The following is a 12,399-nucleotide window of genomic DNA, read 5'->3' on the forward strand; positions in this document are numbered from 1 at the left end:
CGGGCTTTTTTCGGGGTGTCTTTATATCACCCGCCGGTCGGCTGCCAACTAATCGATTGGTCGGGTATCGCGTTGCCTTGTGTTCTTCTCTCGCACTGCCCGGAGCATCTGTGCCATGAGTTCTGCCTCTCTAATAAAGACCCCACCCGAGAAGGTGATGGTCAACGGTTGGGTGTTCTACACCTCTACCGCGTTGATTCTGTTGTTGACCGCCATTCTGATCATCGCCCCGCAAGAGGCCGGCAGAATGCTCGGCATTGCCCAGGCGTGGTTGTCCCGCAGCTTCGGCTGGTACTACATGGTAGTGATCGCCGCCTACCTGGTGTTCGTGGTTGGCCTGGCGTTTTCGTCTTATGGCAAGCTCAAGCTGGGCAGCAAGGACGATACCCCGGACTTCAGCTACGGCGCCTGGGCGGGGATGCTGTTCTCGTCGGGTATCGGCATCTCGCTGTTGTACTTCGGTGCGTCCGAGCCGCTGGACCATTACTTCAACCCGCCGGAAGGCGTCGCCGGCAGCAACCTTGCCGCACGTCAGGCAGTGCAGCTGACGTTCCTGCATTGGGGCCTGCATGGCTGGGCGATCTACGCCTTGGTCGGCCTGGCCGTGGCGTACTTTGCTTACCGTCATAACCAGCCGTTGGCATTGCGTTCGGCGCTTTATCCGCTGGTCGGCGAGCGTTGGGTCAAAGGCGCGGCCGGTCATGCGGTGGACGGCTTTGGCATGTTCGTGACCCTGCTGGGGCTGGTGACGAACCTGGGGATCGGTTCGCTGCAAGTGTCGTCGGGGCTGGAAAACCTGTTCGGCATGGCGCACAGCAACACCAACTTGCTGATCGTGATCATCGTGATGAGCACCGTGGCGACCATCGCCGCTGTGTCCGGCGTGGAAAACGGCATTCGCCGTCTGTCCAACCTGAACATCGTGCTGTTCAGCGGTCTGCTGATTTTCGTGCTGTTGTTCGGCCCGACTCTGCACCTGCTCAACGGCTTTGTGCAGAACATCGGTGACTACCTCAATGGCGTGGTGCTGAAGACCTTCGACCTCTACGTGTATGAAGGCGACAGTGAGAAGTCTGACCGCTGGCTGGGCCTGTGGACCCTGTTCTACTGGGCCTGGTGGATTTCCTGGGCGCCATTTGTCGGCATGTTCATCGCGCGTATTTCCCGTGGTCGCACGGTGCGTGAGCTGGTCGCCGGCGTGCTGCTGATTCCGCTGGGTTTCACCCTGGCATGGCTGTCGATCTTCGGTAACTCGGCCCTGGACCTGGTGATGAACCATGGGGCGGTGGAGCTCGGGAAGACGGCGCTGGAACAGCCATCGATGGCGATCTACCAGTTGCTTGAGCATTACCCGGCGTCGAAAGTTGTCATTGGCGTGTCGATTTTTGTCGGTTTCGTGCTGTTCCTGACCCCGGCGGACTCCGGCGCGGTGATGATGGCCAACCTTTCGTGCAAGGGCGGCAACGTCGACGAAGACGCGCCGCACTGGCTGCGGATTTTCTGGTCGGTGGTGATCACCCTGGTGACCATCGGTCTGCTGTTCGCCGGTAACTTCGAAGCCATGCAAACCATGGTGGTGCTGGCGGGGCTGCCGTTCTCGGTGGTGCTGGTGTTCTTCATGTTCGGTTTGCACAAGGCCATGCGCCAGGACGTGCAGATCGAACAGGAGCAAGCGGAACTGGCAGCGCGTGGTCGTCGTGGTTTCAGCGAGCGTCTGACCCAGCTGGATCTGCAGCCGAATCAGTCGATTGTTCAGCGTTTCATGGACAAACAAGTCAGCCCGGCGCTGGAAGAGGCCGTGGTTCAACTGCGTGGCAAGGGCCTGAACGTGCAAACGTTGCTGGGTAAAGCCAAGCGTTGCATGGGCCTGCGGATCGAGATGGAAGAGGGCAACCCTTTTGTCTACGAAGTGAGCCTGGACGGTTATCTGGCGGCGGCGAGTGAAGCGGTGTCGGCCGAAAGTGCCGATGAACCGCGCGCACGTTACTACCGCGCTGAGGTGTACCTGCACAACGGCAGCCAGGACTATGACTTGATGGGCTTCACTCAGGATCAAATCACCCGTGACGTGCTCGATCAGTTTGAAAGCCATCGGCAGCTGCTAGGCCGGGTTTATAGCTGAGGTTTGAGGTGATGCGGTGCAGTGAATGCACCGCATCTCCATTGTGGCGAGGGAGCTCGCTCCCGTTCGGCTGCGAAGCAGTCGTAGATCCTGGTTACGCGATCTATCTGAAATACCGTGGTGTCTGGATTGGGGTCGCTCCGCAACCCAGCGGGAGCAAGCTCCCTCGCCACAGTTGTCGGTATTCCAGACCTGATATCTGCACAAACAAAAACGCCGCGATCATCTCGCGGCGTTTTTGTGTCTGCTGTCTTGCTTACCCCAGGTTCTTGCCGAGCAGCGCGTGGTACAGCTCGCTGTCGCCCAGGATCCCGACCACTTTGTTGTTGTCGTGCAGCACCAGCTTGTTGCCGGTCTGGTAACGAATCTGCAGCGCATCACGCATGCCGATGTTGGAGTCCACCAGTGTTGGCCGACGGCCCAGGGCTTCAACCGCTTGCCCAGGTATCCATTTCTGCAGATCCAGGCTCGAGCCGTTCTGGCGCGCGCCTTTGATGGTGTTGCCTTCGGCCAGGTCCAGCCACGAATCGCCGCCCGGATCCAGGCACACCGAACCGTTGATGCGTTTGCAGTTGTCCAGGGTGCGCATCAGGCTGCGACCACACAATACGTTCAGCGGATTGGTGTGGGCGACGAAGGTGCGCACATAATCGTCCGCAGGGTTCAGGACGATTTCTTCCGGCACGCTGTACTGGATGATCCGGCCGTCTTTCATGATCGCGATACGGCTGCCCAGCTTCAGGGCTTCATCGAGGTCGTGGCTCACGAAGACGATGGTCTTGCTCAGCTTGTTTTGCAGTTCCAGCAGTTCATCTTGCAGGCCTTGGCGAATCAGCGGGTCGAGGGCCGAGAACGGTTCGTCCATCAGCAAGATGTCGGCGTCCATCGCCAGCGCACGGGCCAGGCCGACACGCTGCTGCATGCCGCCGGAGAGCTCATTGGGTTTCTTGTTGCGCCACTGGGTCAGGCCCACCAGCTCAAGCTTCTCGTCCACCAGTTTGCGGCGTTCTTTCTCGGGGCGACCCTGCATTTCCAGACCGAAGCTGATGTTCTCGCGCACCGTCAGCCAAGGCATCAGGGCGAACTTCTGGAACACCATCGCGATGCGCTTGGTGCGCATCATCTTCAGTTCCGCCGGGGTGCAGGACGCGATGTCGATCTGCCGGCCTTCGTGTTCGACGAACAACTTGCCACGGCTAACGGTGTTGAGGCCGTTGATGCAGCGCAACAGGCTGGATTTGCCGGAGCCGGACAAACCCATCAGTACGCAGATTTCACCTTTCTCGATGTCCAGGCTGGCCTTTTCGACACCGACGATTTGCCCGGTCTTTTTCAGAATCTCGTTGCGGGTCATGCCCTGGTCGAGCAGTTTGAGAGCGGCGCGTGGATCTTTGGAGAAGATCACGTCCACGTCTTCGAAGCGAATAATGCTCATGCGTCACCCCCTACTTTGGCTTCGGGTTGTTTGCAGATACGGTCGAGCATGATCGCCAGCAGTACGATCGCCAGGCCTGCTTCGAAGCCCAGTGCGATATCAGCAGTGTTCAGTGCGTTGACCACAGGTTTGCCCAGGCCGTCGGCGCCCACCAGTGCCGCAATCACCACCATCGACAACGACAGCATGATGCACTGGGTGATACCGGCCGCGATGCTTGGCATGGCGTGGGGCAGTTCGATGCGCGAGAGCAACTGACGGCGCGAGCAGCCAAAGGCTTTGCCGGCGTCCATCAGTTCGTCCGGAACATCGCGGATACCCAGGTAGGTCAGGCGGATGGGCGCGGCAATCGCGAACACCACCGTCGAGATCAGACCCGGGACCACACCCAGACCGAAGAGGGTCAGGGTAGGAATGAGGTACACGAAAGTCGGTACGGTCTGCATCAGATCGAGCACCGGCCGCATCAGTGTGTAGAACATCGGTTTGTGCGCGGCGACGATACCCAACGGCACGCCGATCACTACGCAGACCAGGGTGGCGAACAACACCTGGGCGAGGGTTTCCATGGTTTCCTGCCAGTACCCCAGATTGAGGATCAGCAGGAAGGAGGCGATGACGAAAACGGTCAGGCCCCATTTGCGTTGGATGAAATGTGCCAGTAGTGCGATGAGGCCGATCAATGCCAGCGGGTTGAACCAGGTCAGCGCAAAAGTCACGCCGTGGATCATCGTTTCCAGTGACACGGCGATGGCGTCGAAGGTGCTGGCGCCGTGTTGCGTCAACCATTCAACGAAGCTCGCGATGTACTGGCCTAAGGGTATTTTCTGATCAATCAGCATGGTAGTGAACGTCCGCATGCAAGGAAATAAACAGCCCGGGCAGGCGAGCCTGCCCGGCGTAAGCGATTACTGCGCGAGCTTGGCTTTCACGGCCTCCAGGCCTGGTTTACCGTCAATGGTGGTCACGCCAGCGAGCCAGGTATCGAGCACCTGTGGGTTCTTTTTCAGCCAGGCCTTGGCGGCCGCTTCAGGCTTCATCTTGTCGTCCAGGATGTTGCCCATCAGCGTACTCTCCATGTCGACGGTGAACTCCAGGTTTTTCAGCAGTTGGCCGACGTTGCTGCACTCTTGGGTATACCCCTTGCGAGTGTTGGTCGCAACGGTGGCAGCACCGAAATCCGGGCCGAAGAAGTCATCGCCACCGGTCAAGTACTGAATCTTGAAACGTTTGTTCATCGGGTGCGGTGCCCAGCCGAGGAACACCACGGCGGTGTCGCGTTTTTGCGCACGGTCGACTTGCGACAACATGCCCGCTTCGCTGGACTCGACGACTTTGAAACCGGCGGTTTTGAGACCGAAGGCGTCTTTGTCGATCATGCTCTGGATCAGACGGTTGCCGTCGTTGCCTGGCTCGATACCGTAGATCTTGCCGTCGAGTTCTTTCTTGAATTTGGCGATGTCGGCAAAGTCATGCAGCCCTTTGTCGTACAGCGCTTGTGGTACGGCGAGGGTGTATTTGGCACCTTTGAGGTTGGTGCGCACGGTTTCCACGGTGCCGGCATCCCGATAGGCCTTGATGTCGTTTTCCATGGTCGGCATCCAGTTACCCAGGAACACGTCCATGTTCTTGCCGTCGGCCAGGGACTTGTAGGTCACCGGCACGGAAATCATCGTGGTCTTGGTCTTGTAGCCGAGGGCGTTGAGCACAACGCTGGTGGTCGCGGTGGTCGCGGTAATGTCCGTCCAGCCGACATCGGAGAAGTTTACGGTGCTGCATTGGGCCGGCTCTGCGGCTTGAGCCAGGAACGGCAGACTCAGCATGGCGGCCAACAACAACGACGGGGAACCTTTCATAGGGGCGACTCCTAAGTGTTTTTTTTGGCAGTGTTCCGACTGGACCACCGCACTTATCTGTTGCGGTTGGATGGCGTTTTGGAGACAGCTCTACCACAGCGCCTTGCAATCGAGTCGATACGATCATGTACCAGTGAAAATCTGACGCCTACAGGGTGCGTCGTAACCAGTACAGGGATGGTCGCATCCAGTGTCGGTGACGTCGTTTACAGCTTTTTTCAGCCCGATTTGCCCCGCTGATCCGCAAAAAAACGGCGAAAACATTGCGTAAGAGACCTGCGGCGCTAGTGGGCATGAGTGCGTCGGTGTGAGACGTTGAACGACATGGTAAAAGCCTGATGATGCGGCCATCTCGACGGATTGCAGCTTGAGCGTAGCAGCTCCGTCACTGGGCGCTTTTGCGCCTGGAGCAGGCACATCCAGGAGTTCAGCAGTAATGGCTATCAGCGTTTTCGACTTGTTCAAAATCGGCATCGGCCCTTCCAGTTCGCACACCGTGGGGCCTATGCGCGCCGCGGCGCTGTTCGTGCAAGGTTTGCGCGAGCGGGGGCTTCTGGAGCAGGTGTGTCGCATCGAAGTTCAGCTATACGGATCGCTCTCGGCCACCGGCATCGGCCACGGCAGCGACAACGCGGTGATCATGGGGTTGATGGGCGAGTGGCCCGACGCGATCGATCCGTCGCAAATCGGCATCCGTATAGAAGCCTTGCGTGAAACTCACACGCTATTGCTCGACGGCCGCTTGTCGGTCCCGTTCATCTGGGCTCGGGACATGCGCCTGATCGACGAGAACCTGCCGTTCCATCCGAACGCCATGACCCTGGTCGCCGAAGGCGATCACGGCGAGCTGCATCGCGATACCTATTATTCCATCGGCGGCGGTTTTGTCGTCGACGAGGCGCAAGCTTCCAGCGGTGTGGTGGATCTGGATAACACCGTACTGCCTTACGACTTCTCCAGTGCCGTCGAATTGCTCAGCCTGTGCAAGAAGCACAACCTGCGCGTGGCCGAATTGATGATGGCCAACGAGAAAGTCTGGCGCAGCGAAGAAGAAATCCGCAGTGGCCTGATGAAGCTCTGGCGCGCCATGCAGGATTGTGTGGAGCAAGGCCTCAAGCACGAAGGCATCCTGCCCGGCGGTCTCAATGTGCGCCGTCGCGCGGCCAAGTTGCACCGCAGCTTGCAAGAGCTGAACAAGCCCAACGTGATCGGCTCGACCTTGAGCGCGATGGAGTGGGTCAACCTGTTCGCGTTGGCGGTCAACGAAGAAAACGCTGCCGGCGGGCGCATGGTCACGGCGCCGACCAACGGTGCGGCGGGGATCATTCCGGCGGTGTTGCACTACTTTATGAAATTCAGCGAGGCGGTGACCGACGCCAATGTGGTCGATTACTTCCTCAGTGCCGCGGCGGTGGGGATTCTGTGCAAAAAGAACGCCTCGATCTCCGGTGCCGAAGTCGGTTGCCAGGGTGAAGTCGGTTCGGCTTGCGCCATGGCGGCGGCCGGGTTGGCGGAGGTTCTTGGTGCCACGCCGGAGCAGTTGTGTAACGCGGCGGAAATCGGCCTGGAGCATAACCTCGGCTTGACCTGCGACCCGGTGGGCGGGCTGGTGCAGGTACCGTGCATCGAGCGCAATGCGATTGCTGCGGTGAAAGCGATCAACGCCGCGCAGATGGCGCTGCGCGGTGACGGCCAGCACTTTATCTCGCTGGACCGGGTGATCCGCACCATGCGTGATACCGGTGCCGACATGCACGACAAATATAAAGAGACGTCGCGCGGTGGCTTGGCGGTTAGCGCGGTGGAGTGCTGAAACCGAGTTGACCTGTGGAGAGGGGGCAAGCCTGCTCTCCACAAAGACCTCATGTGCTACACCAGACCAGTCAAAACTGCGCACCAAGTGAACACGCGCACTAAAACGCGCCACGTTTTGGCGCGTCGCAAACAGGCAAGCCCGGCTCCCCGGTCGGGGATCAAATTCAAACCCTGACCGTTCGTCACCTGTGCCAGCGGTGACACTCTTGACCGCCGCGTCGCAGACCTGTTCCCACAAGTGCTACCGATTTGCTCACACGCAACGGGGGCACGGGTTTGGGGCCTTTGATGGCACTTTTAACCTCTTATCTCTGCGCGCCATATCTAGACGCATCGCGACGTCGTTTTCAGGAGTTATTGAACGCGCATTCAATTTAGGCATGGCAATTGCTCTGTCATTACAAAGCCCGTCTCCCACGCGAGAACGATGGCAATAAAAAGAGCCTCCGCCTGAGGCCATCACCCGCTTTGTGTGAGGAGATACCGCGATGACGACGTTCAACTCCGGGGCCCAACCCCAGAACCGTGCGCCTCAATCCATCGGCTTTCTGCTGCTGGACAATTTCACGCTGATTTCTCTGGCCTCCGCAGTAGAACCCCTGCGCATGGCCAACCAATTGTCCGGTCGCGAGCTGTACCGCTGGACCACGCTCACCGTCGATGGCGGTCAGGTCTGGGCCAGTGACGGCCTGCAGATCACCCCCGACGCCTCCATGCACAAAGCACCACCCATGGACACCGTCATTGTCTGCGGCGGCATCGGCATTCAGCGCACCGTAACCCGTGAGCATGTGTCGTGGCTGCAAAGCCAGGCGCGTCAGTCCCGTCGTCTCGGCGCGGTCTGCACCGGCAGCTGGGCCCTGGCGTGCGCCGGCCTGCTGGACGGTTTCGATTGCAGCGTGCACTGGGAATGTCTGGCCGCTATGCAGGAAGCTTTCCCGCGAGTGGCCATGAGCACCCGGCTGTTCACCCTCGACCGTAACCGGTTCACCAGCTCCGGCGGCACCGCGCCGCTGGACATGATGCTGCACCTGATCAGCCGTGATCACGGTCGTGAGCTGTCGGCCGCGATTTCGGAGATGTTCGTCTACGAGCGCATCCGCAACGAGCAGGATCACCAGCGCGTGCCGCTCAAGCACATGCTCGGCACCAACCAGCCGAAACTGCAGGAAATCGTGGCGCTGATGGAGGCTAACCTCGAAGAGCCGATCGATCTTGATGAACTGGCGGTTTATGTCGCCGTTTCGCGTCGTCAGCTGGAGCGGCTGTTCCAGAAATACCTGCACTGCTCGCCGTCGCGTTACTACCTGAAACTGCGCCTGATCCGTGCTCGGCAATTGCTCAAGCAAACGCCGATGTCGATCATCGAAGTGGCGTCGGTGTGCGGGTTCGTGTCCACGCCGCACTTCTCCAAGTGCTACCGCGAATACTTCGGCATTCCACCGCGTGACGAGCGCGTAGGCTCCAATACCACGCAACAAGTGGCGATGATGCCGCTGCCGCAAGCACTGGTGCTGTCGCCGTTGTCCGGGCCGCTGTCGGCGTTGAGCCAGGCGCGTAATGAATCGACGTTTGCCAGCGTAAGGCTCTAAACCAGGCAAACTATTGTGGCGAGGGAGCTTGCTCCCTCGCCACAAAGTGTTCACACCCCGGAAATCAGGCGCTATGGCTCTGTTGGTACTGCGCCAATGCCGGTAACAGTTGCTTGTCAATGGCCTGACGCACGGCCGGCTGGATTGACGCGCTGCTGGTGTACATCTGCTTGACCATGGTCCGCAGTTCCATTGCCCGCTCGTTGTTCAAACCCCGTACTGCGCATTCGCAGGCTTGCTCGGCGGTTGCGCCGGGGGGCACTGAAAACCCCAACGCTTTCAGCTGGCTCAACAGGTCTTCCTGGTCTATCAAATCGGCGTACATCATGACGCAATCCTTCTTCAGGGAACGGTGTCGTGGTTCGATTCTGGTAGGGGCTGTAGGCGTCGGCAAGGACGATTTGTCGCAATGGCCGCAATACCTATGAACAGGTCGTTTTCGGCTAACTTGCTAAGGATGGGAGTAGGCACACTGGACTCAGCTGGCATCACGAAGGTTTGGTCACCCTCGCGCAACAGCTCCTCAACAGTACCCTCCTCAGCTCCGATCTTGTCACGGCTTGATCGGGGTTTTTTTTGCCTGTGAATCGGTAATGGACGTGTTGATTGGGCTGACGCTTTCGCGGGCAAGCCTCGCTCCTACAGGGATCGCGAATACCCTGTAGGAGCGAGGCTTGCCCGCGATGAACGATGACGCGGTCTAGCGTTGTAAAACGAGAATGCGCGACAGCAATTCATCCCGGTCGACATAGCAACCCTGGAAATGCCGGGCGCCGGTGGCGGGGTCGAAGGCGTTGCGGGCGTGGAGGGTGCGGCGGTTGTCGAAGCACCACAACTCGCCGGGGTTGAGCCGTGTCATCACCCGGAAGCGCGGCTCGCGGGTCATCGCAATGAAACGCCGGTAAGCGCGATACAGCCTGGGCATCTGCTCCACTGAAGCATCGAATGGCCCGCGCAGAAAGTTCGCCATGCGGATTTCCGACACTTGCCCGAATGCATCCAGCGCGATGATCGGTGCCAGGCAGCGGTAGTCGCTGTGGCGGTCCTTGTTGCGGAACTCCACGGGGATTTCACACAAGGCTTGAAACGCCTCTGGATCTTCCTGACGCAAAGCTTGGGCGATGGCAAAACCGTCGACGAAAATACTTTCGCCACCGTCGGCGTCATTCACCAGGCAATGCAGAAATTGCAGCCCCGGTTGCAACTCCCGGGTCGGCAAATCGCTGTGCAGTGGCAGGTTGAAGGCGGTGTAGGCATTGCTGTCGGCATCGGCCTTGGATTGCACGTTGAACAGCACGCCGAAATTGCTCTCGCGGATGAACGAAATCCGTTGGGCGATCAGCTTCAGCGAGCCCGGCTCGGTGGGGACTCCGCGCACTTGAGTCAGGCCGATATCGCGCACGGCCAGCAGCCATTGCAACAAGGCGTCGTTGTTCTCCATCAGGGCCTGGTATTCGAACACTGGCAGCTGCAAATCGCTGTGCCAAAGCCTGGCTTTCGGTTTTCCGGCCTGGCGTTCGGCGCGGGACTCGTCGTCATAGGCATGGGCCCGCAGCCAGCCCGGATCGAAGCGGCTGAGGTGGCCATCCTGCCAATCGACGCACAGGCAGCCTTCGGCATCGACGGTGGCGTTTTCAGGCATCAGGTGCTCTGCGACATCGACGATTTCCAGCACTTGCTCGCGCGTCACCGTGTAGACGCACTGTGGGCACGGGCAGTTGTCCCGCAGCCATTGATGATGAAAAGGGCTGACCCGACCGTCCGCCCACTTCACTTGAATTCGGTCCGCCAGGGTGTGCACGGCGGTCAACGCGCTGATCAATGGATAGGTGCGGAAATCGGCAAAAGCGGCGGCGGTGTTCATGGCGGGCTCCTTATTATTTTGGTAAAGCAATCACTCGGCCGATCCAGGCGGGTGCGGGCAAGTCGGTTTGATCGGCGACGATGGCCTGCAGCTTGCTCAAGGTTGCTTCGCTGAACGGTGCGGATCGCGGTCCGGCGAGGTCGACGTGCAGCAGCATCTGTTCATTGCCCGCCAGCTCCTTGTCACCGCCCACCAGATGCAGGCTGTGGTAGAGGTGCAGGCGCTTGCGGTCGTGGCCGATGATCTGCGTATGCACTTCGACGTCGGCATCGAGTTTCACTTCGTGCAGGTAATTGAGGTGCAGTTCGAGGGTAAACAGCGAGTGGCCGCTGGCCTCGCGGTTGTTGCTGTCCATACCCAGCCGGTCCATCAACGCGTCAGTGGCGTAGCTGAAAATCAGCAGGTAGAAGGCATCGCGCAGATGGCCGTTGTAGTCGACCCAGTCGGGGATGATTCTGGTTTGGTAGGTGGTGAGGGTGGGCATGGTGGAACTCCACAGATAATCGCTGGTGTACACATGTGTGGCGAGGGAGCTTGCTCCCGCTGGACTGCGAAGCAGTCCCAAAACCGGTGGATGCGAGGTATCAGTCAAATCGCGTTTGCTGGTTTTACGACCGCTTCGCGGCCGAGCCGGAGCAAGCTCCCTCGCCACAGGGTGTGTGTTTATTCGCTGAAGGCCATCCCATGCTTCTCTTTGGTGGTTTTCACCGCCTCCAGCACCGCCAACAAGCAATCGTCACGATAGCGTTCCAGTGCCGAGATGCTGTGTGTGCCCAACTGATCGCTGGTGCCATCCACCACATCGTCAATCAACTTGTCGGTCAGCTCCGGTGCCGGCAGGTACGTCCAGGGCAGCTGCAATGTTGGTCCGAACTGCGCCATGAAGTGCCGCATCCCGGCATCGCCGCCTGCCAGGGTGTAAGTCAGGAAGGTGCCCATGAACGACCAGCGCAGACCCGCGCCAAAACGAATCGCATCGTCGATTTCACCCGTGGTCGCCACGCCGTCGTTGACCAGGTGCAGCGCCTCACGCCACAAGGCTTCGAGCAAACGGTCGGCGATAAATCCCGGTACTTCCTTGCGCACATGCAGCGGGCGCATCCCCAGGGATTCATAGACTTTCATCGCCGCTTGCACCGCTTCTGGCGCGGTGTTCTTGCCGCCGACCACTTCCACCAATGGCAGCAGATAAACCGGGTTGAACGGGTGCCCGACCACGCAGCGTTCCGGGTGCGTCGAACTCTCGTAAAACTCGCTCGGCAACAGTCCCGAGGTGCTGGAACCGATCAACGCATTGGGCTTGGCCGCCGCGCTGATTTTGCTGTGCAGTTCCAGTTTCAGGTCCAGGCGCTCAGGGGCGCTTTCCTGAATGAAATCCGCGTCGCGAACACATTCTTCGATGGTGGCGACAAAGCGCAGCCGATCCTGCGATGCGCCGGGTGCCAGGCCTTGTTTCTCCAGCGCGCCCCAGGCATTGGCGACACGTTTGCGCAGCGCCGCTTCGGCACCGGGTGCCGGATCCCAGGCCACCACATCGAGGCCGTGGGCGAGGGCGCGGGACACCCAGCCGCTGCCGATGACACCGCTGCCCAGTGCTGCGAAGGTTTTGATATCAGTGATAAAGCTCATGGCGACTTCCTGAATTTGGCTCAAAAAAAAGTGGGAGCGAACCTGCTCGCGATGACGCCGGTACAACCGATGCGTTATCTGCGGCA

10 protein-coding genes are annotated in these 12,399 nt (G+C 59.6%); 3 read left to right on the forward strand and 7 right to left on the reverse strand.

Annotated features, from left to right (window positions below):
* The first annotated feature begins 172 nt into the window (after positions 1-172).
* The gene (locus AC07V0_RS12640) at positions 173-2,122 is read left to right on the forward strand and encodes a BCCT family transporter (protein WP_245846248.1); all 1,950 of its coding nucleotides are present in this window, start codon (positions 173-175) and stop codon (positions 2,120-2,122) included.
* A 256-nt stretch (positions 2,123-2,378) separates the two neighbouring features.
* Here AC07V0_RS12640 and choV read toward each other — a convergent pair whose 3' ends face one another.
* The 3 genes from choV to AC07V0_RS12655 all read right to left on the reverse strand — a co-directional run bounded on the left by choV (position 2,379) and on the right by AC07V0_RS12655 (position 5,413).
* A complete protein-coding gene (choV, locus tag AC07V0_RS12645) occupies positions 2,379-3,557 on the reverse strand; it encodes a choline ABC transporter ATP-binding protein (RefSeq protein ID WP_018928771.1) in 1,179 nt (392 codons plus the stop codon).
* Entirely contained in the window at positions 3,554-4,399 is an 846-nt protein-coding gene (choW, locus tag AC07V0_RS12650; protein ID WP_018928772.1) for a choline ABC transporter permease subunit, read from the reverse strand. Before choW ends, choV begins: the two co-directional genes overlap by 4 nt.
* Before the next feature lie 66 nt (positions 4,400-4,465).
* A complete protein-coding gene (locus AC07V0_RS12655) occupies positions 4,466-5,413 on the reverse strand; it encodes a choline ABC transporter substrate-binding protein (protein WP_018928773.1) in 948 nt (315 codons plus the stop codon).
* Positions 5,414-5,849: 436 nt separating this feature from the next.
* On the opposite strand from AC07V0_RS12655, the gene AC07V0_RS12660 reads away from it, so the two are divergent.
* Both AC07V0_RS12660 and gbdR read left to right on the forward strand, forming a co-directional pair.
* Entirely contained in the window at positions 5,850-7,226 is a 1,377-nt protein-coding gene (locus AC07V0_RS12660) for an L-serine ammonia-lyase (protein WP_018928774.1), read from the forward strand.
* Between the two features lie 490 nt (positions 7,227-7,716).
* Positions 7,717-8,820: a choline metabolism transcriptional regulator GbdR gene (gbdR, locus tag AC07V0_RS12665; protein ID WP_007975492.1), complete on the forward strand. Its 1,104-nt coding sequence runs from the start codon at positions 7,717-7,719 to the stop codon at positions 8,818-8,820.
* Positions 8,821-8,884: 64 nt separating this feature from the next.
* Here the strand turns inward: gbdR and AC07V0_RS12670 are convergent, their stop codons facing one another.
* The 4 genes from AC07V0_RS12670 to AC07V0_RS12685 form a co-directional block, all read right to left on the reverse strand.
* Positions 8,885-9,148 (reverse strand): hypothetical protein, encoded by a 264-nt coding sequence (locus AC07V0_RS12670; RefSeq protein WP_019580667.1) that lies wholly within the window; start codon positions 9,146-9,148, stop codon positions 8,885-8,887.
* A gap of 372 nt (positions 9,149-9,520) precedes the next feature.
* On the reverse strand, positions 9,521-10,684 hold the full coding sequence (locus AC07V0_RS12675) for a gamma-butyrobetaine dioxygenase (protein ID WP_018928776.1): 1,164 nt from the start codon (positions 10,682-10,684) through the stop codon (positions 9,521-9,523).
* 13 nt (positions 10,685-10,697) lie between these two features.
* Complete coding sequence (locus AC07V0_RS12680) at positions 10,698-11,168, reverse strand: thioesterase family protein (protein WP_064620857.1); 471 nt, start codon at positions 11,166-11,168, stop codon at positions 10,698-10,700.
* Between the two features lie 179 nt (positions 11,169-11,347).
* Positions 11,348-12,313, reverse strand: coding sequence for an L-carnitine dehydrogenase (locus AC07V0_RS12685; RefSeq protein ID WP_495019600.1), 966 nt, complete (start codon positions 12,311-12,313; stop codon positions 11,348-11,350).
* Positions 12,314-12,399: the final 86 nt, after the last annotated feature.

It is taken from the genome of Pseudomonas sp. GW821-FHT01E10 (assembly GCF_059422365.1).

Coding starts and splice junctions, on each gene's coding strand:
- choV (WP_018928771.1), bottom strand. CDS start 3,557: ATGAGCATTATTCGCTTCGAAGACGTGGACGTGATCTTCTCCAAAGAT.
- choW (WP_018928772.1), bottom strand. CDS start 4,399: ATGCTGATTGATCAGAAAATACCCTTAGGCCAGTACATCGCGAGCTTC.
- AC07V0_RS12655 (WP_018928773.1), bottom strand. CDS start 5,413: ATGAAAGGTTCCCCGTCGTTGTTGTTGGCCGCCATGCTGAGTCTGCCG.
- AC07V0_RS12660 (WP_018928774.1), top strand. CDS start 5,850: ATGGCTATCAGCGTTTTCGACTTGTTCAAAATCGGCATCGGCCCTTCC.
- gbdR (WP_007975492.1), top strand. CDS start 7,717: ATGACGACGTTCAACTCCGGGGCCCAACCCCAGAACCGTGCGCCTCAA.
- AC07V0_RS12670 (WP_019580667.1), bottom strand. CDS start 9,148: ATGATGTACGCCGATTTGATAGACCAGGAAGACCTGTTGAGCCAGCTG.
- AC07V0_RS12675 (WP_018928776.1), bottom strand. CDS start 10,684: ATGAACACCGCCGCCGCTTTTGCCGATTTCCGCACCTATCCATTGATC.
- AC07V0_RS12680 (WP_064620857.1), bottom strand. CDS start 11,168: ATGCCCACCCTCACCACCTACCAAACCAGAATCATCCCCGACTGGGTC.
- AC07V0_RS12685 (WP_495019600.1), bottom strand. CDS start 12,313: ATGAGCTTTATCACTGATATCAAAACCTTCGCAGCACTGGGCAGCGGT.